The sequence below is a fragment of the Chryseobacterium capnotolerans genome (genome assembly GCF_021278965.1).
GTDB lineage: Bacteria > Bacteroidota > Bacteroidia > Flavobacteriales > Weeksellaceae > Chryseobacterium > Chryseobacterium capnotolerans.
The window spans coordinates 1094460-1120004 of the sequence record NZ_CP065589.1 but is presented as its reverse complement, the minus strand read 5'-3'; the positions used below and the strand labels follow the sequence as shown (position 1 = coordinate 1120004).

Annotated in this window: 29 protein-coding genes; 11 read left to right on the top strand and 18 right to left on the bottom strand. The window is 36.5% G+C overall.

Annotated elements, in window-relative coordinates:
* Positions 1 to 79: 79 nt before the first annotated feature.
* From H5J24_RS05215 to H5J24_RS05155, 13 genes are all read right to left on the bottom strand, one after another.
* Positions 80 to 2272 (bottom strand): TonB-dependent receptor, encoded by a 2193-nt coding sequence (locus H5J24_RS05215; RefSeq protein ID WP_232816088.1) that lies wholly within the window; start codon positions 2270 to 2272, stop codon positions 80 to 82.
* A gap of 261 nt (positions 2273 to 2533) precedes the next feature.
* A complete protein-coding gene (locus H5J24_RS05210) occupies positions 2534 to 3421 on the bottom strand; it encodes an urea transporter (protein ID WP_068944095.1) in 888 nt (295 codons plus the stop codon).
* A gap of 265 nt (positions 3422 to 3686) precedes the next feature.
* Positions 3687 to 4388, bottom strand: a complete 702-nt coding sequence (locus tag H5J24_RS05205) for a hypothetical protein (protein WP_068944096.1) — start codon at positions 4386 to 4388, stop codon at positions 3687 to 3689.
* A gap of 239 nt (positions 4389 to 4627) precedes the next feature.
* The gene (locus H5J24_RS05200; RefSeq protein ID WP_068944097.1) at positions 4628 to 5416 is read right to left on the bottom strand and encodes an urease accessory protein UreD; all 789 of its coding nucleotides are present in this window, start codon (positions 5414 to 5416) and stop codon (positions 4628 to 4630) included.
* Entirely contained in the window at positions 5417 to 6055 is a 639-nt protein-coding gene (gene ureG, locus H5J24_RS05195) for an urease accessory protein UreG (RefSeq protein ID WP_045499433.1), read from the bottom strand.
* A 135-nt stretch (positions 6056 to 6190) separates the two neighbouring features.
* A complete protein-coding gene (locus H5J24_RS05190) occupies positions 6191 to 6880 on the bottom strand; it encodes an urease accessory protein UreF (protein ID WP_068945160.1) in 690 nt (229 codons plus the stop codon).
* Positions 6881 to 6884: 4 nt separating this feature from the next.
* Entirely contained in the window at positions 6885 to 7268 is a 384-nt protein-coding gene (locus H5J24_RS05185) for an urease accessory protein UreE (protein ID WP_232816087.1), read from the bottom strand.
* Positions 7225 to 7395 carry an urease accessory protein UreE gene (locus tag H5J24_RS05180; RefSeq protein ID WP_232816086.1) on the bottom strand — a complete coding sequence of 57 codons (171 nt, stop codon included), beginning with the start codon at positions 7393 to 7395 and terminating at the stop codon, positions 7225 to 7227. Before H5J24_RS05180 ends, H5J24_RS05185 begins: the two co-directional genes overlap by 44 nt.
* Positions 7385 to 8035: a hypothetical protein gene (locus H5J24_RS05175; protein ID WP_068944099.1), complete on the bottom strand. Its 651-nt coding sequence runs from the start codon at positions 8033 to 8035 to the stop codon at positions 7385 to 7387. Before H5J24_RS05175 ends, H5J24_RS05180 begins: the two co-directional genes overlap by 11 nt.
* 104 nt (positions 8036 to 8139) lie before the next feature.
* Positions 8140 to 9861 (bottom strand): urease subunit alpha, encoded by a 1722-nt coding sequence (gene ureC / locus H5J24_RS05170; RefSeq protein ID WP_068944100.1) that lies wholly within the window; start codon positions 9859 to 9861, stop codon positions 8140 to 8142.
* A 1-nt stretch (position 9862) separates the two neighbouring features.
* Complete coding sequence (gene ureB / locus H5J24_RS05165) at positions 9863 to 10231, bottom strand: urease subunit beta (protein WP_068944101.1); 369 nt, start codon at positions 10229 to 10231, stop codon at positions 9863 to 9865.
* Between the two features lie 12 nt (positions 10232 to 10243).
* The gene (gene ureA, locus H5J24_RS05160; RefSeq protein ID WP_045499458.1) at positions 10244 to 10546 is read right to left on the bottom strand and encodes an urease subunit gamma; all 303 of its coding nucleotides are present in this window, start codon (positions 10544 to 10546) and stop codon (positions 10244 to 10246) included.
* Positions 10547 to 10701: 155 nt separating this feature from the next.
* Positions 10702 to 11067 carry a hypothetical protein gene (locus tag H5J24_RS05155; RefSeq protein WP_068944102.1) on the bottom strand — a complete coding sequence of 122 codons (366 nt, stop codon included), beginning with the start codon at positions 11065 to 11067 and terminating at the stop codon, positions 10702 to 10704.
* 410 nt (positions 11068 to 11477) lie between these two features.
* On the opposite strand from H5J24_RS05155, the gene pruA reads away from it, so the two are divergent.
* The 3 genes from pruA (at position 11478) to H5J24_RS05140 (ending at position 14452) form a co-directional block, all read left to right on the top strand.
* Positions 11478 to 13103, top strand: a complete 1626-nt coding sequence (gene pruA / locus H5J24_RS05150) for an L-glutamate gamma-semialdehyde dehydrogenase (protein ID WP_068944103.1) — start codon at positions 11478 to 11480, stop codon at positions 13101 to 13103.
* 570 nt (positions 13104 to 13673) lie between these two features.
* The gene (locus H5J24_RS05145; protein WP_082811258.1) at positions 13674 to 13883 is read left to right on the top strand and encodes a cytochrome C551; all 210 of its coding nucleotides are present in this window, start codon (positions 13674 to 13676) and stop codon (positions 13881 to 13883) included.
* Positions 13884 to 14254: 371 nt separating this feature from the next.
* A complete protein-coding gene (locus H5J24_RS05140; RefSeq protein ID WP_232816085.1) occupies positions 14255 to 14452 on the top strand; it encodes a hypothetical protein in 198 nt (65 codons plus the stop codon).
* A gap of 389 nt (positions 14453 to 14841) precedes the next feature.
* Here H5J24_RS05140 and H5J24_RS05135 read toward each other — a convergent pair whose 3' ends face one another.
* Both H5J24_RS05135 and H5J24_RS05130 read right to left on the bottom strand, forming a co-directional pair.
* On the bottom strand, positions 14842 to 15369 hold the full coding sequence (locus H5J24_RS05135) for a helix-turn-helix domain-containing protein (RefSeq protein ID WP_232816084.1): 528 nt from the start codon (positions 15367 to 15369) through the stop codon (positions 14842 to 14844).
* Positions 15370 to 15389: 20 nt separating this feature from the next.
* Positions 15390 to 16463 carry a tetratricopeptide repeat protein gene (locus H5J24_RS05130; protein WP_232816083.1) on the bottom strand — a complete coding sequence of 358 codons (1074 nt, stop codon included), beginning with the start codon at positions 16461 to 16463 and terminating at the stop codon, positions 15390 to 15392.
* 294 nt (positions 16464 to 16757) lie between these two features.
* Between H5J24_RS05130 and H5J24_RS05125 the strand changes: the two genes are divergently transcribed.
* The gene (locus tag H5J24_RS05125; protein ID WP_068944106.1) at positions 16758 to 17918 is read left to right on the top strand and encodes a thioredoxin family protein; all 1161 of its coding nucleotides are present in this window, start codon (positions 16758 to 16760) and stop codon (positions 17916 to 17918) included.
* Between the two features lie 102 nt (positions 17919 to 18020).
* Here H5J24_RS05125 and H5J24_RS05120 read toward each other — a convergent pair whose 3' ends face one another.
* Entirely contained in the window at positions 18021 to 19043 is a 1023-nt protein-coding gene (locus tag H5J24_RS05120) for a 3-oxoacyl-ACP synthase III family protein (RefSeq protein ID WP_068944107.1), read from the bottom strand.
* Positions 19044 to 19116: 73 nt separating this feature from the next.
* On the opposite strand from H5J24_RS05120, the gene H5J24_RS05115 reads away from it, so the two are divergent.
* The 5 genes from H5J24_RS05115 to H5J24_RS05095 all read left to right on the top strand — a co-directional run bounded on the left by H5J24_RS05115 (position 19117) and on the right by H5J24_RS05095 (position 22914).
* Positions 19117 to 20016: a magnesium transporter CorA family protein gene (locus H5J24_RS05115; RefSeq protein ID WP_068944108.1), complete on the top strand. Its 900-nt coding sequence runs from the start codon at positions 19117 to 19119 to the stop codon at positions 20014 to 20016.
* A 299-nt stretch (positions 20017 to 20315) separates the two neighbouring features.
* Positions 20316 to 20942: a patatin-like phospholipase family protein gene (locus H5J24_RS05110; protein ID WP_232816082.1), complete on the top strand. Its 627-nt coding sequence runs from the start codon at positions 20316 to 20318 to the stop codon at positions 20940 to 20942.
* On the top strand, positions 20939 to 21901 hold the full coding sequence (locus H5J24_RS05105; RefSeq protein WP_232816081.1) for a patatin-like phospholipase family protein: 963 nt from the start codon (positions 20939 to 20941) through the stop codon (positions 21899 to 21901). Before H5J24_RS05110 ends, H5J24_RS05105 begins: the two co-directional genes overlap by 4 nt.
* A 38-nt stretch (positions 21902 to 21939) precedes the next feature.
* On the top strand, positions 21940 to 22437 hold the full coding sequence (locus H5J24_RS05100) for a DUF2199 domain-containing protein (protein ID WP_068944110.1): 498 nt from the start codon (positions 21940 to 21942) through the stop codon (positions 22435 to 22437).
* A gap of 3 nt (positions 22438 to 22440) precedes the next feature.
* Positions 22441 to 22914 carry a PH domain-containing protein gene (locus tag H5J24_RS05095; protein WP_068944111.1) on the top strand — a complete coding sequence of 158 codons (474 nt, stop codon included), beginning with the start codon at positions 22441 to 22443 and terminating at the stop codon, positions 22912 to 22914.
* Between the two features lie 69 nt (positions 22915 to 22983).
* Here the strand turns inward: H5J24_RS05095 and H5J24_RS05090 are convergent, their stop codons facing one another.
* On the bottom strand, positions 22984 to 23559 hold the full coding sequence (locus tag H5J24_RS05090) for an NAD(P)H-dependent oxidoreductase (protein WP_068944112.1): 576 nt from the start codon (positions 23557 to 23559) through the stop codon (positions 22984 to 22986).
* Positions 23560 to 23650: 91 nt separating this feature from the next.
* On the opposite strand from H5J24_RS05090, the gene H5J24_RS05085 reads away from it, so the two are divergent.
* Together H5J24_RS05085 and H5J24_RS05080 are read left to right on the top strand one after the other, a co-directional pair.
* On the top strand, positions 23651 to 24028 hold the full coding sequence (locus H5J24_RS05085; RefSeq protein WP_068944113.1) for a winged helix-turn-helix transcriptional regulator: 378 nt from the start codon (positions 23651 to 23653) through the stop codon (positions 24026 to 24028).
* Between the two features lie 95 nt (positions 24029 to 24123).
* Positions 24124 to 24633, top strand: a complete 510-nt coding sequence (locus tag H5J24_RS05080) for a hypothetical protein (protein WP_068944114.1) — start codon at positions 24124 to 24126, stop codon at positions 24631 to 24633.
* A gap of 59 nt (positions 24634 to 24692) precedes the next feature.
* On the opposite strand, the gene H5J24_RS05075 is transcribed toward H5J24_RS05080, so the two are convergent.
* Positions 24693 to 25253 carry a DNA-3-methyladenine glycosylase I gene (locus tag H5J24_RS05075; RefSeq protein ID WP_068944115.1) on the bottom strand — a complete coding sequence of 187 codons (561 nt, stop codon included), beginning with the start codon at positions 25251 to 25253 and terminating at the stop codon, positions 24693 to 24695.
* Between the last annotated feature and the right edge of the window lie 292 nt (positions 25254 to 25545).

The window sequence follows — 25545 nt, the reverse complement described above, 5'->3', positions numbered from 1 at the left end:
GTCAGGAGAATTTGAAAATTTGAGAATGAGTGAATTTGAAAATAACACTTCAACCCTAAGACTCTCAAACTCTCCCACTCTAGAACTTATAGTACACTCCCACTCTTACTCCAAATGGGCTTCCCGGTGTATAGGTAAGATCTGTGATAGGTTCTGCTTCGCCTTTCAGCTGGGTTTCTGTAGCAAACTGAGCTTCGTTCCATTTTACATTGAACAGGTTGTTGACCTGAATGTTAGCTCCCCATTTCTGACGGTTGTAAGACAGCATCAGGTCATTAACGAAATAAGCTTTTGTCTTAATACTGTTATCCTCTACGGCAGGTCTTTCACCAAGATAACGGTATTGAAGACCTAAAGAAAACCCATTCAGGAAATCCCAGTTTACAGATCCTGTACTGGTCACTACCGGTGCCAGTGGAATATAATCCTGCCCTTTTTCTTCTTCAATAAATCTTGCGTGCGAATAATTGATGTCTGCATTCAAATAAAAGTTTTCCAATGGCTGGAAACGGATTCCCAGATCTGCCCCGAAACGTCTTGACTTTCCGGATGGTTCTACTACAGCATCATCTCCTACATAAACAAATTCCTGTTGCAGATCCATATACCATACTGCTGGAGTAATAATCAATGACTTGAACGGATGTAATCTTACCCCGAAATCAGCACCGATAGAATATGGAAGGGTGTTTTCATTTTGATTGGTCACCACTACTCTCATATCGTTGGAATGGAATCCCATTCCTGTTTTCAGGAACCACATTACGTTATCGCTCTGAGCATAAGAGAAGTTCAGTTTAGGGCTTACTCTGGTTGCTTCTTTCGACTGTCCGGAAGGTAATTGTTCAGGATCCAGCAAATTATGCATATTAAAGATAAAATGATCTACTCTCAATGCTGGATTAATTGTCCATTTACCGGTTTTCCAAACCAACCCTGAATAGGCGTGAAGGTTCGTTTCTGTTCCGTTCACATCAGACAGTCTGTCAAGCAACATATCTCTGTGGTAAACGTGATTCAGCTGCAAGGTATTGATATCATCGTTTCTTACGCCTATTCCGGAAATCCAATTCAATGAACTGTTAGGAAGAGAGAAGCTTTTTGAATATTTAACTTCTGCACCGTAGATATTCCTTCCGTCTGTCTGCTGGATTTCATCGCCGTGATCTTTATCTTTTAAGAAAAATGTAAAATCAGAATACAGATTGAAATTGTATTTTGAATAAAAAGCCATCGCATCAATCTGTTCAGAAGGAGAAATAATATGCTTAAAATTCATCTGAAGGTTTGTTCTGGAAGTTTTCCCGCCTTCGGTAGGATCTATACTTCCCCATCTGCCAATGATCCCTTCATCTACGGCACGCTCCGGAATCTGTCCAGAAGCATTCCATGAAGAATTGAAGGTTGAAAACTGGATATTGAAGTAATCATTATCAGTAAGCCATTGGTTATATTTCCCAAAAATATTTACCCTGTTGAAATTTTGTTTTACATCAAAAGGACCATCTGTATAATTGTATTCTGCTGCGATATAAGCATTTTTTCTTCCCAGATCATCATGTAGAATATTGAACATTCCCATGACCCTTTTTGAATTGAATGAACCCCCTTCAAGCTTAATCATGCTATTTTTCAATCCATTATACGTTTGAAAATCTACATATCCAGCTGTATTGAAGTCTCCACGATCCATATAATAAGCTCCTTTTCCGAAATCAATATTGTTTACCGTTTCAGGAATTACAAAGTGAAGATCAGAATAGCCCTGTCCATGGGCATGAGATACAATATTCACCGGCATTCCGTCTACATTTACACTTACGTCTGTTCCGTGATCAGCATCAAATCCTCTCAAAAAAAGCTGTTCTGCTTTTCCTCCTCCTGCATGCTGTGCAATGAATAATCCTGGTACTTTTCTTAATAAATCCTGTGCTGAATTCACAGGAAATTTATTCAGATCTACTTTTGTAATAGCAGATAAAAAAGAACTGTGATTAATCGCTACTTCCGAAATCTGAAATGGTTTATGCTGTAAAAAAATAACTTTGTTTTTATCATCATCATTGGTAACCACCCATTTTACCTCATCATATCCCTGACGGCTGATCACTAAGGTGTCAGGAAGTGACTTTACAGGAATAACGAAATTACCATCCGTACCCGTGTGAGTATGGCTATTACCGTGGTCATATTTTACCAATGCATCTGCAATAGGAAATTTGTCTTCTGCATCTTTGATTGACAACTGCTTTTCCACTTCCTGCGCCATCATTTTTTCCACTGAAAGCCATGACAAGAAAAGCGGCTGCTATTTTAGTTATTTTCATTTTTTGTTTTAGTTACATTATAAATTAGATAAGAGATAATAGATGTAGAGATGAGAGATAATAGGCGGAGAGATGAGAGATGTTTTTGTTTTAGACTTCAATAGTCAATTTTGCTTCGCAAATGAATGGCAGCCTTAAACATTAAAATTTAAACATTTCTACTCTAAAACCCTAAAACTCTCAAACTCTAGCCCCCCAAACCATTCCTATACTTTAGTTTTAAGAAATACTTTTTGAATTAAAAGAGTGATCCAGGTTCCAGCTACAAATGGGAAAGTAAATACTCCGCCTACAGCATCCAGACAATGATTATCAATGAGAAGATCATCGATAATAATGGTTAAAAGGACGGCAATAAGTACCCATAAGCCATCTGTTTTTTTAACTCCTGAAAATACAATGGCTGAAAGTACGGCATTGAATCCGAATAGTCCCATGTGGATTTCTTTGATTGGCTCTCCATTCACCTGTGATAGTCCTGCACCCAAAATAGATGCGGCTAATCCATATAAAGCTGCAATCGGTGAGCTGATGAAAACAGCCAGAAAGAATATTATTCCTGAAATTATACCACCCTGAAATATGACTTCCCCAAAACCGTTGGTACAGGTAAGAAAATCATCATATTCTGAAGGGATCACCTCAGCACTCAACATAGCAGAGGGAGGAATATGTGTAAAATGGTGCAAAACAAACACAAGAATCCATGTAATTACAATGAAAGGAAAGGTGAAAACCGGAATTCTCTTTTGAATAAAGAAATGCTGAATAACCGAAGCCAATGCACCCCCTACTATTATAAGCACCCAAATCAAGACTGTTGTTTCGAATAAAAAGGCCAATGCCACTCCTACAAGTGCTGCACTGAACCCGTATAATCCGGCATTGATTTCAGACTGACTATATTTAAGCTTCATGGCCGTAAAGGTTCCGGCTGCTGTTGACAGCAATACTGCAACGCCACACTGCCAGCTTCCCATAAAGATTCCTATTAGAAACAAGAGCCCGGTCCATCTGTTTTCCTGAAGCATAATCTGCCCGATTCCTTTTAAAATATTGTCTAAAAAAGGTAGTTTTTTGAAAAATTCGTTCATAGTTTTTTTAATTGTATTATTGATTGGAGATATTGGATAGGGATGAGAGATAATAGACTAAGAGATGAGAGACATTGCAGGTTTAAAAGTCAATAGTCAATTTTGCTTCGCAAATGAATGATGAGTTGCTAATTATTAGGGAAAGAATGACAACTTTAAACTTTAAACTTTAAACTTTAAACTTTAAACTTTAAACAAATCCATTCTCAAACTCTCCAGCCCTAAGACTCTCAAACTCCCCTACTCTAAAACCCTCCAACCCCGCTTACCATCCCAGAAAGACCATCCCGACTCCGCAGACGGTCACCACAGCACCACTTACCACCCCCATGTATCTTTCCAGTTTCTCAGTATTAAATAATGTTGAATAGCCATAGCGTCCCAAAAGAACCATTCCCAGCATTGTCAAAACGGTAGTTATAGTGAATGAAATCACTAAAACAGCAATTTCAGACATAGAATGTTTAACACCGGAATAGAATAATAAAGGGATTAAAGGTTCACTTGGTCCCATTACAAAGATCATAAAAAGAACAAGCGGCGTTACTTTGATTCTTGTTTGAGGCATAACCACTTCACTGTGATTGTGTTCATATACGTAAACATCATCGCCCATCACATCAAAATGTTTATGAGGTTTGTTTCTGACTGCTTGAATTACCCCATAAATTAAGTAAACTCCCCCAAAAATCAGTAATGCCCATCCTGAGAAATTCCCTCTGATATCCTGAAACCAGGAAATTTTATTCAGCTGCCAGCCCAGAAATACTCCGATAAAACCGAGAATCAGGGAGCTCAGAACGTGTCCAAGTCCGCAAACCACTGTTAATATTGCGGTTTTCATTCCGCTCCATTTCTTAGATTTTGAAATCACAATAAAGGGCAGATAGTGATCCGGTCCTGAGGCGGTGTGTATAAAACTTATTGAAACGGCACTCAAAAGAAGCGCCCAAACTGTACTGTCCATTTTCTATTAATTCTGTTGTTTCAGATTCTTATTATGTTTTGGCTAAAGCCCGCTTCTATTGAATATATGCTCTCGCAGATTTTGGAGATTACACTGATGATTGTGTATAAAGCCTTTCTTGGCTATTAAAAATTTTATCTTAATCAGCACCCTTCGACTCCACTCAGGGTGACAATGAGTGTTAAAGCAATACTATTTTCTTCCAGTTCCAGACTTTTCAAGGCTCCCAAAGCCCTTTTTTATTCCAATGACCAAAGGATTTCCTGAACATGCAGGAAGAAATTGTACATCAATTCTCCACCATTCCCCAAAGCTCTTACTACAAAGCCATTATCTTCCATCGCTGAAACCCCTACTTCCATATCTTCAATATGCTGAGCGGCTGCTTCAACAATCTCTTCGATCAAGCCATTTTTATCTACATTTTCTTTTGTACTGTAGAAAATCAGAGTTCCTTGATGGGTATACTGCTCAAGATTACCGATACTGCTGATTGGGATCAAATCTGGCTGGATCACCACATTATCTTTTACTACCAGTTTATTGTTATGGTAAATTTCCATAAGATTCTGGAAACGTCTCAGCTTGAAAACTTCCCCATAATGTTTTCTTCCACAGGTAATGATCTCACTGATGATGATCTGACTGTTTTTTCCGATATGAACATTCGCTTTACTTTTAAAATTCGAATCTTCATGGGGAACTATAGGATGCGGAACATAGGCAAAAGAGGTTTCATCTTCCATGGTTACATTCAGTTCCTGAACAGCTTTGTTTTCCATATTAAAAAGCCTCTGATACGACTGCGACTGTAATTGAAGAGAAGATCCTTTTTCAAGAGCTACATCCAGATGGTAATGGTCACCGTCCAGAATTCCCGGAGAGGAGCTCATCACCATCTGATAGAGCTTTTTGTCACTTTTTCTCTGCCCTACAGAAACAACTCTGAAAGGAAGTGAGACATAAAGATCTTTCACATATGATTCTCCTCCCTTGAATCCTGCAATAATTTTTAAACGACTGTCCATTTATCTTACTAAGTTCGGTTCTTCAATTTCTTCTAAAAGAGCGTATTTTTTGATCCATCCAATTACTTTATCCAGCCCTTCATCTGTTTTAAGGTTGGTAAAAACAAAAGGATTCCCTTTTCTCATTCTTCTGGCATCATTCTCCATTACTTCTAGGCTGGCTCCTACATAAGGGGCAAGGTCAATTTTATTGATGATCAATAAGTCTGATCTTGTAATACCAGGGCCTCCTTTTCTAGGGATTTTTTCTCCTTCTGCAACATCAATAATGAAAATAGTAACGTCAGCAAGGTCCGGACTGAAAGTTGCGGAAAGGTTATCACCTCCACTCTCGATAAGAACTAATTCAATTTCAGGAAAACGTGCTGCCAGTTCGTCTACTGCTTCAAGGTTCATACTTGCATCTTCACGAATCGCTGTATGAGGGCATCCTCCTGTTTCCACCCCAATAATTCTGTCGTGAGGAAGAAGACTGTTTTTAGCCATAAATTCAGCATCTTCTTTAGTATAAATATCATTGGTAATGACACCAAGATCGTATTTCCCGAATAATTTTCTGCTTAAACGTTCTAATAATGCAGTTTTTCCTGACCCTACAGGTCCTGCTACTCCTACTTTTATGTATTTTCTGTTTTCCATTTTTTCTAAATTTTACTTTGTTTGTTTTTGTTTTTAACGCTATGTACGCTAAGATTTTTGATGATTGCGAATATTTAAGATCACAAGGGCGTTTCACTCAGCAAAGTGATATTTACATTTTGCTCATTTACCCTTTTACGACATATAAAGTCTTGAATACAGTCTTTCGTGCTGCATACATCGGATGTCAAAGGCTGTATTGCAAAGTCCTACCATATCTCTGTCCAGCTCCATGGTTTCCCAAACTGTTTTTTCCATTACCGGATATAAAGCGAATAAGATATCCTGCCCGTCAAGCTGTCCCAGTGGAACCAGCTTTACTGCATTGGTGATCATCCCCGCAACAGAAGTATAATAGAATCCCAGTAATGCTTCGTATAAAGGAATCTTCATTAAATAAGCATATACTCCAAATACAATACAGTAATGAGAATTAGCTTCTTTGTTACGAACGGCCTTTTCGAATTCATCCATCAATGGAAAGTTGTCTCTTCTTTTGAAGATTTTTATCAATCTTAATCCTAATTTCTGACTAGCCTGGCGGATTTCTTTTGGGCATTTTATCGTGTTACATTCATTATCAAGATCCAAAAGTGCCTGTAAATCTCCTTTTTCAGCTGCTTTATAAGCCAGTTTCACAAAAGCTCCATCATTGAATTTAAGATTGTACTGAAGCATGTTCTGCACAAATTCTCTTGCAGTCTCCAAATTATGAACAATTCTTTCCTGTACATACGTTTCAAGTCCGTTGGAATGGGTATAACCACCGATTGGAAGAGTGGGATCTGCCAAATGAAGCAGTCCTGATAAAAAGTTTATGTTCATACTATTATTCATCTTTTGGAGCGGCCATTTTTAAGATTTTGGTAAAAATTGTAGACCCAAGACTTCCATGTCCGTGAGGTTCTACATTCGATTTTAGGAGATTAAGCAGTTTTACGGATTGTTTTTCCGGTTTAAAACCGCTTGCTTCCAGCCATCTGAACATGGGCATTTCAAAAGGAAGCAGCACCTTATCATCCTGAATAAAGAGCGGAATATGTTTGTTTCCGATTTCATAGCATACTGTTCCCATTTCCAATAAAGAGCCGGGAACCATTACAATCGCATCTGTTTCCAGAACATTGATCGCGATTACTTTTTCTGCATCCTCAAAAAGAATATCTCCTTCATACAAACGCTGCCCTTCTTTTAAAAAACTTGATGGCAACATCTACTCCGTTTCTTGTCCTTTTTCGTTGAATCCTTTTTGTGGTTTCAAACCATTCCAGATCCAGATAATCGATATTCTTTTCCGTAGAATTTTCGGTGAGATTGCCTATAGTCTGATTAATTATCATCTTTAGCCGATTTTTTTCTGAAGTCAAAGTTTTTAGAAATGCCTACTCCGAATGTTGAACCACTAAGTCCTGCTACGTAGCTCTTTGTCCAGCCTTCTTCTTTAGTTTTAGTCTGAAGCATTGAAAGTTCTGCAAATTTGAATTTCAAGGCCCAGCCTCCACCTAATAAGATTCCGATCAAAGGATAAGCACGAAGACGGAATCCGTTAAAGTTCTGCATAGCATCTCCTGTGGCTGCCTGTTGCTGCCCCCAAACATAGTGTGCATCCACCTGACCGATCAACACAAAGTATTTCCCAAGCATTAATGATGGACTATACCAGATTCCGGCTTCATTTTGTTTATAGACAACATTATGATTCACAGAATTTTGAGAGTAGGCATAATTAACCCCGATAAGATCATTATTATTGATAAAATATCCTACTCCAAGGGGTGCACTGGAAACGGTACTGCTGCTATTGGTAGGTGTAGTTACTTTAGAATAATCTAATGAACCATACATCATAAATTGCCCTTTTGGCCCGTCTTCATCACTCTTCAGCCTGTGCCCGCCCAGAAACTGAGCGCTTAGATTACCTGAAAGCAAAGACATCCCGGCTACAGCAAGAGAAAAAACTGTTTTATTTAAATATTTCATTCTAAACTTAGTTCTATAATTGTTTTAAATTCTACTGAACAAACTTTTTAAATTTTTAAATAAACCTTATAGGTTCCTGAAACCTATAAGGTTTAAGATTTATCTTAGAACAAGTAATACAACTGTGTTAAAGGAAGTGTTTCTGCCGGTTCACAAGTGATGTACTCACCATCTACCGTTACTTTATAGTTTTCAGGATTCACTTCAATTAAAGGCGTCTTATCATTATGGATAAGGTCTTTCTTTCCAATATTTCTACAGTTTTTCACCGGGAGGATCATTTTTTCTAATCCATAAGAAGCAATAGTTCCGTTATCAATAGAGATTTGAGATACGAAGTTGGCACAAATACCATACTTAGCTTTTCCGTGAGCTCCAAACATATTTCTGTAGATAATGGGCTGTGGTGTTGGAATAGAAGCATTGGGATCTCCCATTTTAGCAGCAATTACAAATCCTCCTTTTACAATCATTTCCGGCTTAACTCCGAATAATGCAGGTTTCCAGATAACCAAATCCGCTAATTTTCCTTCTTCAACAGATCCTACATATTCTGAAATACCATGTGCAATTGCTGGATTGATGGTATATTTAGCCACATATCTTTTGGCACGGTAGTTATCGTTTCCGCTATCCTGATCTTCCGCTAAATCACCTCTTTGCTCCTTCATTTTGCTTGCCGTCTGCCAGGTTCTTGTGATTACTTCCCCCGGTCTACCCATTGCCTGAGAGTCTGAACTCATGATACTGAAAACTCCCATATCGTGAAGGATATCTTCTGCTGCAATGGTTTCAGGACGGATACGTGAGTCTGCGAATGCCACATCTTCAGGGATATTTTTGCTCAAGTGATGGCAAACCATCAGCATATCTAAGTGTTCATCGATGGTATTGATGGTGTAAGGACGTGTAGGGTTGGTAGAAGCCGGTAATACGTTCGGATACATCGCTGCTTTGATGATGTCCGGTGCGTGTCCTCCACCTGCTCCTTCCGTGTGGAACGTGTGAATGACTCTTCCGTTGATTGCTCTCATTGTATCTTCTAGAAAACCACCTTCATTTAAAGTATCGGTGTGGATCGCAACCTGAACGTCATATTTATCGGCTACTTTTAAAGCTGCATCAATGGTTGCAGGCGTCGCTCCCCAGTCTTCGTGGATTTTTACTCCCAAGGCACCCGCTTCCACCTGCTCTTCGATAGGCTCTTCTGCAGAACAGTTTCCTTTTCCGAAAAATCCAAGGTTCATTGGGTATTCTTCTGCTGCTTCAAGCATTTTCTGCATGTTGAATTTCCCTGGAGTTACTGTTGTCGCATTCGTTCCGTCATTTGGACCTGTTCCTCCTCCGATCATAGTAGTAATACCACTGTATAGAGAAGTTTCTATTTGTTGTGGGCAGATGTAGTGAATGTGGGTATCAATACCTCCCGCAGTTACAATATATCCTTTTCCACCGTGAACTTCAGTAGAAGCACCGATAATCATGTTAGGAGATACTCCATCCATGGTATCAGGGTTACCAGCTTTACCGATTCCTACGATTTTACCGTCTTTAATACCGATATCACCTTTTACAATTCCCCAGTGATCGATGATTACTGCTCCTGTGATACAAAGGTCAAGAACGCCTTCATCTCTTTTAGCTGTAACATTCTGGCCCATACCATCACGTACGGTTTTTCCACCTCCGAAAACGGCTTCGTCTCCGTAATGGGTGAAATCTTTTTCGATTTCAATAATGATTTCAGTGTCTCCCAGCCTGATTTTGTCTCCAGCTGTAGGACCTAATATATTGGCGTATTGTTTTCTGTCTACTTGTAAGCTCATCTTAGTGATTTTTAAAGTTTAACTCTTCAACTTTTGCAAGGCTTGCTTTTTTCTGATCTTCAGAATCTACCTGTCCATCAACAAGGTTATTGAAGCCCATTGCTTTTTTGGTTCCTCCTATTTCTACCAATTCCACTTCTTTTTCTTCTCCCGGTTCGAAACGTACTGCAGTACTGGCTACAATATTCAGTCTCTTTCCGAAAGCCTTTTCGCGATCAAAGCTCATTGCTTTATTGACTTCGAAAAAGTGAAAGTGTGAACCTACCTGGATAGGACGGTCTCCTGTATTAGTTACTTTGATCTTTACAGTTTCTCTGCCTTCATTGCAGATAATTGTACCTTCTTTTACAAAAATTTCTCCTGGTATCATAATCAATAGGGATTAACGGATTGGGTTGTGTACGGTTACCAGCTTGGTTCCATCAGGGAATGTAGCTTCAATCTGGACATCGTGGATCATTTCTGCCACGCCAGGCATCACATCATCTTTAGTTAAAAGATTAGCGCCTTCCTGCATCAGTTCAGCTACTTTTTTTCCATCTCTTGCACCCTCAAGCAAGAAGTGGCTGATCAGTGCAATAGATTCTGGATAATTTAATTTAAGGCCTCTTGCCTTTCTTTTTAGAGCGAGTTCTCCTGCCAGAAATAGCATAAGCTTCTCCGTTTCTCTCGGTGTTAAGTGCATAGTATTTTTATTTAAAATTGGACAAACGATATCCTGTTCGTCTTTCTGAAAAGACAAATAGATAGGTTAAAAATGTAAAAAGGGGGAATGATCTTTACGAATCTGTATTAAAGAATACAAACCATAACGAATCATTAAAAATTATAAAAACGGGATTAGCAGCCTGCTATCTGCAGGGCATGGTACAGGATGTACCTTGGTGCTGTAATATAAACACGGTTTTGAACGGCCGCAACCGAAGTATTAAAAGTATACTTGGCAAAGAAATAGTGAAGCCATTGCTGAGCAAGTATTGAATAATCAAATTTTACTTTCTCCCAGTCATTAGAATCCTGTACATCCTGCGCATCTGAAAAACTATAGATTTCAGGCTGAGTCTGCTGATCCGATTTTTGCTGAAGAAGATGAATTTTTGATAAGAGATCAGCGTATGGTTCAGTTTTCCCTTTATGTGCCAAAAGACCTGCACATAAAGCTGAGAAAAACAATACAAAAGAGAAAAATATGACTCTTTTTTTCATACCTGATTAATAATGGTGTAAAATTAGAGTAATCTTAAAAGACAAGCTATCAAAAAGATTATTTAAAATGTTCAAAATCGCAACAAACACAATTTTATACAAATTTAACATTTCTTTATAAATCCTTTATTTACAATACTTAAAGGTAGTTTATGAACTATGACAAACATTTTATTGTCCCCATTCCCATCATTATAACAAATCATTACATATTTTCCTTCTATACAAAGGATTGAATAAATACATTAAATATTTTTTAAAAATAACGCTTAAAAAACAGTATATACTAATAATTATAGGGCAATTAGGTTTATTTCATAAAAACAGATGAGATTTTTTTCTTTCCTTATAATTATCGTAAATTTGTATACACATACTTATTTAATTTAATAAAAATAATAAAACGTAATATGTCAAAAGCAATTTCGCAAGTACCATTAGCGGTAAACGAACCGGTAAATTCTTATGAACCGGGATCTCCGGAAGTAAAAAGCCTTATCGACACTTATAAAAAGATGTGGGCTGAGAAGATAGAAATTCCAATGGTTATCAATGGAAAGGAAGTAAAAACTGATACAAAAGTACAGCTTCAGTCTCCTCAGGATCATGCTCACGACTTCGGATTTTATTACCAAGGTGGTATGCAGCATGTGGATGATGCGATCAACTCGGCATTGGCAGCTAAAGAAGCATGGAACGAACTAGGTTGGGAACAACGTGCCGCTATTTTCTTAAAGGCAGCTGATTTATTGGCTGGTCCTTACAGAGATGTAATCAATGCAGCTACAATGATTGGACAGTCTAAAAATGTACATCAGGCTGAAATTGATTCTGCTTGTGAGTTCATCGACTTCTTAAGATTCAATGTAGAGTTCATGACAGAAATGTATTCTGAGCAGCCGGTTTCTGACAACGGAATCTGGAACCGTGTAGAGTACAGACCACTAGAAGGATTCTGTTTTGCAGTAACTCCATTCAACTTTACAGCGATTTCAGGAAACCTTCCTACCTGTATGGCAATGTTAGGAAACGTTGTAGTTTGGAAGCCTTCTGATAAGCAGGTTTATTCTGCAAAAGTAATCATGGATGTGTTAATTGAAGCAGGTCTTCCTGCCGGAGTAATCAACATGATCTTTACAGATGGTAAAGAAACTGCTGAGAAAGTATTGGCTCACAAAGATTTCGCTGGTCTTCACTTCACAGGGTCTACAAAAGTATTCCAGGGAATGTGGAAAATGATCGGTGACAATATCCACAACTACAGAACATATCCAAGAATTGTTGGAGAAACTGGTGGTAAAGACTTTGTTATCGCTCACCCTTCTGCTAACGTTGAAGCTGTAGCTACTGCTTTAGTAAGAGGTGCTTTCGAATACCAGGGACAGAAATGTTCTGCGGCATCAAGAGCTTATGTTCCTAAGTCTCTTTGGGCTGATGTGAAAAAAGTAATGGAAGCTCAAATGGCTACGATTAAAATCGGTTCTCCTGAAGACACATCTAACTTCGTAAACGCTGTAATCGATAAAAATTCTTTCGAAAAATGTAAAGGATATATCACAAGAGCTAACGAATCTTCTGAAGCTACTGTAGCTATTGGTGGAAGTTGTGATGATTCTAAAGGATGGTTTGTACACCCAACAGTAATTGAAACTACAAACCCTCAATATGAAAGTATGGTAGAAGAGATCTTCGGCCCAATCTTATCTGTATTTGTTTATGAAGATCAGGATTGGAAAGAAACTCTTAAATTGGTTGATTCTTCTTCTCCTTATTCATTAACAGGTTCTGTATTCTCTCAAGACCGTTACGCCATTGCTGAAGCTTACAAAGCGTTAGAAAATGCATCTGGTAACTTCTATATCAACGACAAACCAACAGGTGCTGTAGTAGGCCAGCAGCCTTTCGGTGGAGGTAGAGCTTCAGGAACTAATGATAAAGCTGGTTCTAAAATGAACCTTCTTAGATGGACATCTGTAAGAAGTGTGAAAGAAACTTTTGTTTCTCCAAAAGACTACAAATATCCATACCTAGGGTAATTATGAGTAATGAGTAATAGGCAATGAGCAATTATTGTCTGTTCTTTGAATATAGCCTCGGAATTTCGGTTTCGGGGCTTTTTTATGGAAATACGGTAAAGTTGGAGAGTTTGAGAGTTTGAGAGTTTGAGAGTGAAAATGCGAATGTTTAAAATAGGCAATAAGTAATTGTTCTTTCAACATAGCCTCGGAATTTCGGTTTCGGGGGCTTTTTTATGCAATACAGGTACGAGGCTCAAGGTTTAAAGTTCAAGGCTGTTATCCTTTCATTAGTAATCTATGATTCACTTGCAAAACAAAATTGACTATTGAAATTTAAAACTAAAACATCTATCATCTCTTCGTCTATTATCTCTCATCTCCTATCTCCCACTCTAATACTCTAATACTCTAATACTCTAATACTCTAATACTCTAATACTCTAACACTCTAACACTCTAACACTCTCAAACCCTCAAACTCCACTTACCTAACATCTTTTAACAAACTTTACCTATATTTTACGACTTTCATTCCCCTGTTAGGAATAATAGTTGTTTTTTCATTGATACACCCCAAAATAAAATTGTATGAAAAAGTTATTGCTAACAGCCATCGGCATAGGATTATTTGCAGTGAGCTGTGGAACCAAGGAGTCATCCATGTCCACTAGTAATAGTGATTCAGCTAATACACGGGCTGCATCACCCATTACCACAGACACAATGACTACAAAAATGACGAATCCGGACAGCATTAAGATCAAAAAGGATTCGATGGCAACACCTCCTGCCAAATAGTATTATATACGTTTAATTTAAAATGGAAAATCTGCAGTTGAAAGCACTGCAGATTTTTTTGTTGAAAATTGATGAATAAAACCTACATATTGTAATTAAATAATGATATATCATTTTAGGTTTTGGCTAAAGCCAATAGAATGTGTTATTTTATGTATTGATAGGGCTAAAGCCCACCCCTATTGATGTTGATATCCGACGGATATGCATACTGATAATAAATAGTTGTTTAACGACAAGATCTTTTATCTTTTATCTTTTATCTTTTATCTTTTATCTTTTATCTTTTATCTTTTATCTTTTATCTTTTATCTTTTATCTTAAATGATTATATTTGATTAACATCAAAAAAGTATTATTATGAAAAAATTATGGATAGGAGCAGTTCTTGGACTACTTTTTCTTGGAAGTTGTGCTCAAAACAAAGAAAAAGAGAGGAGTTTAAAGATGCTCACAACAAAGACTCCTTAAGAAACAGAATGGGTGACTCTGCTGTGGCTAATTCTGAGCCTGCACCCGCAACTCCAGATACTTCAAAAACAAAAACCGACAGTACAAAAGTGAAATAAAATCGCAAATCCACAGATATTCTGTGGATTTGCACTTAAAAAACTTGACTGAAAAAAACCGGGCAATCAACCCCGATTATACTGTATAATCATATTCTAATCAGAATATTTTCTTTTGCAGATAAAAAGAGGAACCGTGACAATTTCATCAAAAACGAAATATGCACGTGTTCCATATCTGAAGTTTCATGGTTTCGTTTGTTGTGGGTAGTCATATTTATTTCAGTAAAAAGACAATGCTTTCAAAAATAAAATAGATAAAGTGTAATATGATTGTAATCATTCCCGTAACATTGTCGCAAAGATAGGATTGCAGCAGTCTTACAAAAAACAATAGGTTATCCATTTTCGCGAAAATAGTAAGACAGAATATAACAAGCTATTTCTTTTTAATCGTTTTCACGAAAATGAACATTTTTATCTAACTGATTTTCAGCATCAAGATGTTTAATATATGCTGATGGTGAAAAGTCTGTAACCGCCTTAAATACTGCTGCAAATTTACTATGTGAAGAAAAACCACACTCATCAGCCAGAATACTGATTTTATATTGCCTGTACTTGTCATCATTGATAAGTTTATCTACAATATAATTGATTCTTAATCTATTGATATATGTCTTGAAATCTGCATTTTTGTGCTGATTGATTACATAAGAAAGATATTTGGTATTGGTATTGAGTTCTCCGGCTAAAAATGAAAGTGACATTCCTTTATTATTATAAAGATCACCTTTTTCAAACTCATCAAGAAGTTCAAGCAGTTTAGTTTCGGTTTCGGAGGTCATGAGAGAATCATTCCTCTTTCGATCTGCTTCAGAATCTTTTTCATCTATTTCTTCTACGGATATATTAGAAAACTCAGAATTTACAGGCTGTCTTAGTAAAGATCCCTTATAACTGTTTGTTACACTCATTTGGGTTCTTATAATATTTCTCAGCTTTGTAAACTGTCTTTTTGTCTTCTTCTGAAAAAGATGATTAAGCCTACCAATGAAACAAACAATATGATGATGGCTGCATTTTTAGCCACATTCATTTGCCCGTTTCCTTTATTGATTTTCGCTACTTCTTTACTCTTTCCGGAGAATCCTTGATTACGGACTTCAATACTGTCATAAGCCCTTACATACTTTACAGCATATAAAGATGCTTTAAAATTATCTCCTATGCCCTCATAATAATCATTGATATTAGAGTAAACAGCTTTTTTAAGCTTCAAACTTCGTGAAGTATCAGCAATGTTTTCAGCCTTTTTAAGATATAGTTCCGCATCTTTCCAATTCTTTTGCTTTACCCGAATTCCTCCCAGCCCATTATAAACTAAACCAAGGGTACAGCTTCCGGCCTTAAGCAAATCCTCTGCTTTCCTGTAATAATTTTCAGAAACAGCATAATCATTAAGTTTAAAATAAACATCTCCCAGCAGCTGATAAGAAGCAGCTTCGGTCCTATCTTCATTCTGGCTGTCTATTTTTCCAAAATTCTTTAAGGAAAACTCGATGTATTGTATTGCATTTACATAGTTTCCAACCTCCATTTCATAAAAGGCCATTTCTTGATTCAGAAGGCCTTCAACTTCATTACTGTTTTGGAAATTGGAAATTTCTCGGGAAGCTCCCAGACCTTTAATAATATATTTTTTAGCTCTTTCGTATAACCCTACCTGTCTATATTGTCTCGCTAATAATTTGCATACGCGGGCCATCCATTCCTTATCATGAGCCTGCTCAATTAATGAGTGGGCATTTTCACTATAGCATATTGCTTTTTTAAGATCACCTCCATGATGATAAAGCTCTGAGGACAGCATCAAACTTTTCACTTTTTCTAATGGCTGATGAGCAACCCTATAAAGAGAATCGGCTGTTTTAATGGCCTTCGGTAAATCTTTATAGGCAGTGATAGAGGAAGTTCTTTCGCACGCTTGATCGAAGTTGTTTTTTTTCTGGGCAGATATGGAGATTGCTGTGACCAGCAAGAGCAGAAGTTTCAATAGATTATTAGACATAAAAAAACAAATTATTATTTTTATAATAACTCATCATTTTCTCACGGGTGTCTTTTTGTTTTCTACAAAATTAGTAATATTTTACTTTTTATTAAAATATTCTATTGAAATTTAATCATTTAACTAAAATAAGCATTTACATTAATTTTAATAATTAGTCCAAAACAATGGATGGTTTTCTTTCATATAAGCCTATATCTGTATTAAAAATAAAGTTCTTCAATAATTATTTTCAATGTGAACAACTTAAATGTCATCATATTTATTACATTTGCAGGAAACAAAACGTTTTTTATGAAAAAGATAGCAATACTTTCTACTCTATTTATAGGTGCATTGGCCTGGGCACAAGGCATCAAATTTGAGGACGGCAATTTTGCCTCTATCCTTGCCAAAGCTAAAAAAGAAAACAAACTGATCTTTGTAGATGCGTACGCATCATGGTGTGGACCATGTAAGTTAATGGTAAAAAATATTTTTCCTCTAAAAGCTGTAGGTGATTATTATAATACCCACTTTATCAATGCTAAAATTGATATGGAAAAAGGGGAAGGAATAGAACTTGCCAAAAAATATAATGTAAAAGCATTCCCTACCTATTTATTTATAGATGGAAATGGTGAAGCTATACACAGAACATTAGGATATGTAGAAGAAAAAGATTTCATTCAGTTTGCAATGGATGCTGGAGATCCGAGCAAAAGATTGACTTCTTTAAAACAACAATTTGAAAAAGGAGAAAAGGATCCAGTATTTTTAAAAAACCTGGCAGAGCTTACCATTTATAATGATGCTGAATTTGCAGAAAAAGTCCTGAGCCGTTATTTCCAAGTGAAGCCAACGATGGACCAGGAGGATGCTCAATTGCTTATTTCAGGTATACAGACTACTGAAAGCCCTTTATATAAGATCTTTCAGAACAAGAAATCAGAGATTTCGAAACTTTTCCCTGATGACAGATATGAAAAATTCAATCAGAACTTCCAAATGAGCACCATTACTAAAAAGGCTTATAACCCGGATACAAAGACCTGGGATGATCAGTACTTCATTACAGAAGCTCAGAAGTTGGTAAGCAAAGACAATGCAGAAAGATTATTAAAAAAACTAAAAGCCAGCAGAGCTTTAAAAAATAAAGACGTCGCTCTTTATGAAAAACTTACCTTAGAAGTATATCAAGATTACTCCAAGGCAGGTTCTAATGAACTGAACTCAGCAGCATGGAACTTTTTTGAAAATGTAAGTAATAAAGAATCCCTAGAAAAAGCTGTAGTCTGGGCACAGGAATCTGTAAAGAAAGATCAAAGCTTTGCCAATACAGATACCCTGGCAAACCTATATCATAAGATTGGTGATAAGAAAAATGCAAAATTATGGGCTGAAAAAGCTATTGAACTGGCGAAAAATGAAGGCCAGGACTCTTCTGATACCGAGAAATTATTGAAAAGCCTTTAATTTACAAGTGAAAATATAAAATAAAAAACCGCAGACAGTTCTGCGGTTTTTTTATTTTTTTGTTGGGCAATCTTTTGAGTTGCCATATAATCTCTTACCTGATTAATATTCAAAAAGAACACTTCCCCAAGTGAATCCGCTTCCAAAAGCAGAAAGAAGAACTAAATCTCCCCTTTTGATTTTCCCTTGTTCAATAGCTTCACTTAAAGCAATTGGAATAGAAGCAGCCGTTGTATTCCCGTATTTCTGGATGTTATTAAATATTTTCTCATCCGGTAACCCAAATTTTTGCTGAACAAACTGAGCAATTCTAAGGTTAGCTTGATGAGGAATAAACATATCAAGATCTTCTACTGTTTTCCCAGCTTTATTCAAAGCTTCCATCATCGTTTCAGGAAATCTTGTTACCGCATGTTTGAATACGAAGTTTCCGTTCATAATAGGATATACTTCTTTATTGGTTACATTTTCCGGTTCTTTTCTCATTCTATCGCTCCATCCGAACTTAGAACCCGGGAACTGTGTACACAGTTCATCGGCATATTTTCCTTCAGAGTGCATATTCATGGCCAGAATATCTCCTGCATTTTCATCTTCAGTTGCACAAAGCACTACTGCTCCTGCTCCATCTCCGAAAATAACAGAAACCCCTCTTCCTTCATCAGAAAAATCTAATCCGAAAGAATGAACTTCTGCTCCTACCACAAGGATATTTTTATAGGTTCCTGATTTGATAAAAGCGTTGGCAACACTCATAGAATATACAAATCCTGAGCACTGGTTTCTTACATCTAATGCTCCGATGGTATCACATCCCAGCATGTCCTGAAGCAACACTCCACAACCAGGAAAATAATAATCCGGTGAAAGGGTTGCAAAAACAATATAATCGATATCTTTAGCCGTTAAACCTGCTTTTTCAATGGCTTTTTCTGATGCTTTGAATCCTAAGTAAGCAGCCGTTTCCTGAGAATCATTTCTGTTTTTTCTGTGTCTTCGTTCCTTGATGCCTGTTCTTTCCGTAATCCATTCATCATTGGTTGTCATCAGTTTGGCTAAATCATCATTTGTAACAACGTTATCTGGAACATAAAATCCCACACCTTTTATTGTACTTTTAATCATATAGTTTTAATAATTTTGGCAAAGATAAACTTATTTAAAACATAGTATTTCAAAATATTAGTATTTTTACTCTATGCCAATTGATACAATATACAGAAGTACCCACTGTGAATGGGTAGATGTAGAGGCTCCTACTGCGGAAGACCTGAAGTTCCTTCATGAACGATACGAAATCAACAACCTTCTTCTGGAAGACACCATAGACCCCAATCACCTTCCCAAATATGAGGAAGACGGGAATGTAAAGTTTTTTCTTCTCCGTGAAAGTACCGAACTGGAAAGAAAAAACCTGAATACCATCAGCGACATTAGTACAAAGATCGCGATTTTCATTCTGGATAAAACTATTATCACCATCCACAGGATGAAAACCAGAAGTATTTCTGAAACCAAGAAAAAACTAACGCTCACACAAGAAGAAGCCACTCCCCAGAAAATAGCTTTAATGATCGCCATATTGATTATGAAAAGCTTTGATGATGAATCAGTGAGTTTATTGGAAACTATGGACAATATTGAAAATGAAATCTTCCTTAAAAACACCAACCATACAAGCCAGATCCGAAGACTGTACAAACTGAAAAGAAAATCAGGATTAAATTCACGGGTGTTGGTTATTTCCACTGATGCTATTGATAAGTTTAAACTATTGGATCTTCAGGATTCTGAGACTGTGGATTTAAAGGATAAACATAAGGATGTAGTGGCCGATTTTGACCATTTGAATATCCAGATTACCAACCTTATTTCGATGTTTCTGGCCCTTTCGGATCAGAAAGCGAATCAGGTCATGAAAGTGTTGGCCATTTATTCAGTCTATTTCTTACCGATTACCTTTATTGCTGGAGTCTACGGGATGAATTTTGATAATATGCCGGAGCTTCATCATAAATATGGCTATTACTTTACGTTAGGCGGTATGGCACTGGTTGTCATCAGTACATTTATCTATGTGAGACGCAGACAGTGGTGATTTTCTAATCATAAAAGACTTCTTGGATTGTAATCTATGATTAAAATTGACCATCGAAATTATATTTCTCGCAGATCACACAGATTACGCAGATGACTCTGGAAAAATCTACTTAATTTCCATGATCTGAGAGAGAGTTCGATATAGCAGTATCCTTAGTTATGTTCTAAATAAAAAGATCATCAATCTTTATTATAAAAATAGTCTTATGGTTTCCAAATAAATAGTAATTTAGAGATTGCTTGCCTTACGGTTTGCAATAACCAAAACAAAATATTACAAACAGAAAATCAGAGACCATGAAAACTGAAGATCTTAATAAAATTCTACAGGATGACTCTCTTTCACAAGCTTCTAAGGATAAACTTATTGCTTTGCATGAGAATATTTCTGCCAAAGAATTTTCTGATCTTCTGGACGCGAAAGGCAATCAGTATATAGAATTTGTACAGGAAGGCGGTGGAGTTTGGGGAAGTGCGCTGGTAGGCTATCTTTATGGATTGGAGATTTTTGGAATTCGTTTTCTGAAAATTGCAGGAACCAGTGCCGGAGCTATTAACACTATGCTTATTGCGGCCTGTAAGACCAAGGAAGAACCTAAAAGCGAGCTTATTAAAGAGATTCTTTTCAGCTGGGATTTTGCTGATTTTATGGATGGAAAAACGTATGTAAAAACGACCCTCCATGCCATGCTGAACAATAAAAACTTCTTCAAGATCAATGCGGTTATTGGCGCTATTTTATTCATTATTCTTGTGAGTATTCCCTTTGCAGCTCCTTCCGGAAGTATCCTAAGTGCCAAACTGATGTTTTTAATTCCTTTGATTCCGGCAATCATTCTTTTTTCTGTATCAAAAAATTATACAACAACTTCAGAAAGGAAAATAGCGGACTTAATCCAGGGAATGTTTTCCAGAATACCATGAAAACGGCTTTGGATAATTTTGGGATTAAAACAGTAGCCAATCTTAATGAGAAGTTTATACAAAAGGAGTACGGCCTCAACCTCAACTACCGCTATGGAAACGGGCAGGAATATTATAATATCACTTTAGCCGGTATTGAAAAAATCAAGGATAAAAATCTGGAACATATTGATCATACAAGATATAAGATCTTCTACGATAGTGCTGTGAATAATGATTATTATAAAAACAATCCTTTTTACCTTCTTCGATCTGAATATGTAGTAATTACCACAGATATTAATGCCAAAATAAAGGTAGAATTGCCTACTATGGCCAATTTATACTGGTCTGAAGAGGAACTGAAACATATAAGTCCAGCAGAGTTTGTGAGAGCATCCATGTCTGTTCCTTTTTTCTTTGAGCCTTTTCAGAAAAGAATCAATAAGGATGATAGTTCTGTAAAATATGCCTGGAAATTCTGGATGAATACGAAACAGGAAGATATTAATCCTGTCGGAGTTTTTATTGATGGTGGGAGTATTTCCAATTTCCCTATTGATCTGTTTCATGCAGATGAAGTTTTTTATCCAAGGATGCCTCTTTTTGGAGTGCAGCTCACAAGTGATTCTGATCTTCTTTCTGAAAGAGGAAAAACGAGTGAGGAAATTCTCAAAACTCCTTTCAGCTATGCCGGAAATATCATCAGTACTTTACAGGGATTCAATGACAAAGTTTTTCTTACCAAACATAGTTTCTACCGCCTGTACAGCATACAAACCGTTAATTGTGGAACCAGCAGCTGGCTCAATTTCTTTATGAAAAAGGAAGAGAAAGAGGACCTTTTCAACAGAGGCTTTCAGGCAGCCCTTGATTTCCTGAACCAATTTGACTGGGAGAAATATAAGTATGAGCGCATGATGCTTAGCATCAAAGAGAAAAAAATACTTAAGGAAGAGGATACCCCTACGGTAGGATAAGGATTTTTAAGTATTTTAGCTGAAAAGCAAAATAAATCATGAAATACATCTGTGAATGCTGTGGTGAAGAAAAAGAAGACTGGCCTGCATTAGCTTATAATTCCCCTTATTTTTATTCCTGTTTACCTGATGAGGAACTGAAAAATGCTGAACTTACACCGGATCTTTGTGTAGTTAAAACTCCTGAGGACACCCATAGATTTATACGGACTGTTTTAGTACAAGAGGTTACTGATGACTGCAGAGATCTTGAATATGGAGTCTGGGTTTCTTTAAGTGAAAAGAACTTCAATGAATATGTAGAAAACTACGATAATAAAGAATTTAAAGCTGAATATTTCGGATGGCTTAATACCTATCTCCCAGATTATGATTTCCAAGAAAGTCTTCCTACCACGGTGGTGGTTGACAATTCTATTGGACGGCCATTTGTTTTTCCGCACCAAAGCTATGAGCATCCTTTTGTAGATGATTTTTATAATGGAATTACAAAAGAAGAGGCCGAAAAGAGAATTAACAGGGTTTTAAATAGATAATAAATGAACTGGGTTATCAGAAGTACAAAAAAAGTACAATTTCATACCAATCTTAAAGAAGTTTTAAAACCTATATGGGGTGATCTTATCCATTACCGCTGGATTCTGACTGATCTTGATTTTATATCTGATCAACCCCTTCCTATCAATTTTGATAGAGATTTTTTTGATCTGGATTATAAAGAATTTGAACAACTTTATCAAAGCAATACCCAGATCATTTGGGGGATAATATCAGCTATACCAAATCATGTTGAAACAGATACCTCCCTACTCTCTATATTATCTGCAGAAGATATGAATGTTTGGAAATCCAATCATTTTTCAATTCAGGAAGGTATTCTGGAAATTATTGCTTTTGATAGCGGATATACTCTTGTAAAATTTAAAGACAAGAAACTATCCGATACATTTAAAGAATATTTTCAGGAGCAAGCCATAGACCTGGATCGCTTTAATGCAAAATATATCAGTTAAATATAACCTTACTGTACAAAAACCTCGCCCCGTCTCTACTATTTACAGGAACAAATATATTGACAAATATTAAAGAGAGTCTTGGCAACTATCAAGGGCTAATTTAGCTTGACATGAAAGAGCTTCCAAAAAATCAAGATACATCGGAACACTTCTCTCAATCCATTCATCAGAAGGATTACGCTCTATACCGTAATAAACAAAAGGATCTTCATACTGTGCCTTAATATATTCAAAGGTTAGTTCATAAGGTCTAAGAAGTTCCTCCATCGTATATTTATATTTTCCTGAAGCAGAGTATACGTCTTCATCAATACCGGCAGTAACCGCTAACGCCATTTTTTTGCCAGCAAGTTTATATCCGCTGTTACTTCCATAAGCCCAACCATACAGGATAACCTCATCCAGCCATTGCTTCAAAAGTGGCGGACTGCTGAACCAGTAGAAAGGAAACTGGAATACAATATTATCATGAGACTCCATAAGCTCCTGCTCTTTTGCTACGTTAATTTTTCCGTCAGGATATGCTTTGTATAATTGATGTACTGTGTATTTTTCGGGATTTTTTTCCAATTCTTCAATCCATCTTTTATTAATGACAGATGTTTCAATTTCAGGATGTGTGACAATCACTAAAGTCTTCATTATGTTTAAATTTCTATAGCAAAGTTACAACTTGTTACCTACATTTTGTACATTAGCAACCCATTGTAGGGTACTATAAAAAATGTAAGTAATGACTAAAATAAAGGAAACCTCAACCAATTTTTCTAATAAAAAGGCTCTTGCAGATGAATGTCCTGAGATTTATGCCTCAAATATCGTTGGTGGGCAATGGGCATTGGCTATCTGCTGCTATCTCATTAATGGTAAGATGAGATTTGGTGAATTGAAGAAACGCCTTCAAAACATTACAGAACGTATGCTTACACTACAACTTCGAAGACTGGAGGAAGACAAGATTATTACCCGAACAATATATGCTGAAGTTCCGCCACGTGTAGAATATGAACTGACGGAAATCGGTTATAAACTGAAACCAATTATCCTGGAGTTTGAAAAATGGGGAATAGAGCACAGACAGTTAATCGAAAAATCCCCTGAAAACAAATAAATAAATTCAACAAGAATAATAATTAAAAAGTAAATTATACTTTATTTTATTATTTTATGTAAATTTAATAACCAATTCACACATAAAATAATATAATGAAAAATCTGGCATTCTTAATCACCCTCACAACAACATTTTTTTGTTATCACCCTGCCTATGCACAAAAGATTTCCGATGGCCAGACTTTAGAAGTTAACGGTATGGATGTTACCTTTAATATTCTCAACAAAGAAAGTGTTGAATCTGGTGGGAAACAATATGACCGTTATAAAGTTTCAGCATCAGTGAAAAATAAATCAGATAAAGCTTACAATATCAGACTGTCTGCTTTTCCCCAGATTGTAAGTAATATTGGTCTTGTAGAACTGGATTGTGTGAATGCAACCGGAGCCAGGCTTACTTCTAAAAAGATTGAACTGAAAATGAAGGCCCAGATGCTCAATGTAACCTATTCTGCTTATGACAAATCCGGAAAATTTACTACCAGTACGATTCCTGTAACCGGAAGTTATTATTTTGATCCGGGAGATACCATTAGTGACAATGCTATTTTTATTGTTCCCCAGGGTGAAAAGCCCGATGTTTCAGTAAGAAGTCTAAAATAAATGCTCATGCCGGCAAATCGATGCCGGCATGATCTATTTTTACCAAAGTTTCAATTGTTCTAGATTTTCTCCTCTTTGTTCCATAAAGGATTCTGATCCAACACTTTTGCATAAATGGGACAGGTTTCATGATGTGATCCTTTCAAATAACCTGTGCTCATCAAAAATTCATTCACGATCTCGCCTCCTGTAAATTTGAATGTTTTCTTAAATAATTTCATCCATTCGGGTAATGTTTTAGGATGATGATGTTCCAGCCATTTCTCAAATGAACCAAATTCTTTTTGCAGTTCCATAATCGTTTTGGCATTTTCAATGGCAGCATTTACTTTTAGTTTGTTTCTGATAATTCCGCTGTCGCTTAAAAGTCTCTCACGGTCTTCCTCTGTATAGGCTGCTATTTTTTTAATATTAAAATTATCATACGCCTTTCTGAAACTCTCTTCTTTCTTCAAAACTGTTTCCCAGCTTAAGCCTGCCTGATTAATTTCCAGAATAAGCCTTCCAAATAATTCATTATCATCATGAATAGGAAATCCATAATAATTATCATGGTAGTTTTTGTGCAGCTCCTTTCTGCTCTCAGGCTGCATTCCGTCTATAGCTAAGCAATAACTCATTGAAGTATCTGTTTTAGTTTAATGGCATAAAGATAAGACAAGGTTGTGACAACTGTTAGTCAGTAGTATTTTATTTTTAAGAAAAGGAAGATAGATGCTGGAAGATGGAAGTTTCTTGAGTGTGAAAGAACATCTCATATGTTTTTTATTAATAGATTATTTTTTCCAATGATTTTGAAAATATCAGTTGAAGAGTAGAAAATTCCCTTCCAGAGGTGAAGTGTCAAAAATTCTTTGAATTCTTGACGGGGTTGTTTACAATATTCCCGACCCATAACTTTTCATGCAACAC

Excerpts from the sequence above, each read along its gene's own strand:
- H5J24_RS05105 (WP_232816081.1), top strand. The coding sequence starts at position 20,939 with ATGAAAACGGCTTTGGATAATTTTGGGATTAAAACAGTAGCCAATCTT.
- H5J24_RS05180 (WP_232816086.1), bottom strand. The coding sequence starts at position 7,395 with ATGATAATTAATCAGACTATAGGCAATCTCACCGAAAATTCTACGGAA.
- H5J24_RS05075 (WP_068944115.1), bottom strand. The coding sequence starts at position 25,253 with ATGAGTTATTGCTTAGCTATAGACGGAATGCAGCCTGAGAGCAGAAAG.
- H5J24_RS05200 (WP_068944097.1), bottom strand. The coding sequence starts at position 5,416 with ATGGACAGTCGTTTAAAAATTATTGCAGGATTCAAGGGAGGAGAATCA.
- H5J24_RS05190 (WP_068945160.1), bottom strand. The coding sequence starts at position 6,880 with ATGAACATAAACTTTTTATCAGGACTGCTTCATTTGGCAGATCCCACT.
- H5J24_RS05215 (WP_232816088.1), bottom strand. The coding sequence starts at position 2,272 with ATGATGGCGCAGGAAGTGGAAAAGCAGTTGTCAATCAAAGATGCAGAA.
- H5J24_RS05080 (WP_068944114.1), top strand. The coding sequence starts at position 24,124 with ATGAAAAATCTGGCATTCTTAATCACCCTCACAACAACATTTTTTTGT.
- H5J24_RS05145 (WP_082811258.1), top strand. The coding sequence starts at position 13,674 with ATGAAAAAGTTATTGCTAACAGCCATCGGCATAGGATTATTTGCAGTG.
- ureC (WP_068944100.1), bottom strand. The coding sequence starts at position 9,861 with ATGAGCTTACAAGTAGACAGAAAACAATACGCCAATATATTAGGTCCT.
- pruA (WP_068944103.1), top strand. The coding sequence starts at position 11,478 with ATGTCAAAAGCAATTTCGCAAGTACCATTAGCGGTAAACGAACCGGTA.
- H5J24_RS05135 (WP_232816084.1), bottom strand. The coding sequence starts at position 15,369 with ATGAGTGTAACAAACAGTTATAAGGGATCTTTACTAAGACAGCCTGTA.
- H5J24_RS05085 (WP_068944113.1), top strand. The coding sequence starts at position 23,651 with ATGACTAAAATAAAGGAAACCTCAACCAATTTTTCTAATAAAAAGGCT.
- H5J24_RS05155 (WP_068944102.1), bottom strand. The coding sequence starts at position 11,067 with ATGAAAAAAAGAGTCATATTTTTCTCTTTTGTATTGTTTTTCTCAGCT.
- H5J24_RS05185 (WP_232816087.1), bottom strand. The coding sequence starts at position 7,268 with ATGTTGCCATCAAGTTTTTTAAAAGAAGGGCAGCGTTTGTATGAAGGA.
- H5J24_RS05175 (WP_068944099.1), bottom strand. The coding sequence starts at position 8,035 with ATGAAATATTTAAATAAAACAGTTTTTTCTCTTGCTGTAGCCGGGATG.
- H5J24_RS05110 (WP_232816082.1), top strand. The coding sequence starts at position 20,316 with ATGAAAACTGAAGATCTTAATAAAATTCTACAGGATGACTCTCTTTCA.
- H5J24_RS05095 (WP_068944111.1), top strand. The coding sequence starts at position 22,441 with ATGAACTGGGTTATCAGAAGTACAAAAAAAGTACAATTTCATACCAAT.
- H5J24_RS05205 (WP_068944096.1), bottom strand. The coding sequence starts at position 4,388 with ATGGACAGTACAGTTTGGGCGCTTCTTTTGAGTGCCGTTTCAATAAGT.
- H5J24_RS05090 (WP_068944112.1), bottom strand. The coding sequence starts at position 23,559 with ATGAAGACTTTAGTGATTGTCACACATCCTGAAATTGAAACATCTGTC.
- H5J24_RS05210 (WP_068944095.1), bottom strand. The coding sequence starts at position 3,421 with ATGAACGAATTTTTCAAAAAACTACCTTTTTTAGACAATATTTTAAAA.
- ureB (WP_068944101.1), bottom strand. The coding sequence starts at position 10,231 with ATGATACCAGGAGAAATTTTTGTAAAAGAAGGTACAATTATCTGCAAT.
- H5J24_RS05120 (WP_068944107.1), bottom strand. The coding sequence starts at position 19,043 with ATGATTAAAAGTACAATAAAAGGTGTGGGATTTTATGTTCCAGATAAC.
- H5J24_RS05125 (WP_068944106.1), top strand. The coding sequence starts at position 16,758 with ATGAAAAAGATAGCAATACTTTCTACTCTATTTATAGGTGCATTGGCC.
- H5J24_RS05130 (WP_232816083.1), bottom strand. The coding sequence starts at position 16,463 with ATGTCTAATAATCTATTGAAACTTCTGCTCTTGCTGGTCACAGCAATC.
- H5J24_RS05140 (WP_232816085.1), top strand. The coding sequence starts at position 14,255 with ATGGATAGGAGCAGTTCTTGGACTACTTTTTCTTGGAAGTTGTGCTCA.
- H5J24_RS05115 (WP_068944108.1), top strand. The coding sequence starts at position 19,117 with ATGCCAATTGATACAATATACAGAAGTACCCACTGTGAATGGGTAGAT.
- ureA (WP_045499458.1), bottom strand. The coding sequence starts at position 10,546 with ATGCACTTAACACCGAGAGAAACGGAGAAGCTTATGCTATTTCTGGCA.
- H5J24_RS05100 (WP_068944110.1), top strand. The coding sequence starts at position 21,940 with ATGAAATACATCTGTGAATGCTGTGGTGAAGAAAAAGAAGACTGGCCT.
- ureG (WP_045499433.1), bottom strand. The coding sequence starts at position 6,055 with ATGGAAAACAGAAAATACATAAAAGTAGGAGTAGCAGGACCTGTAGGG.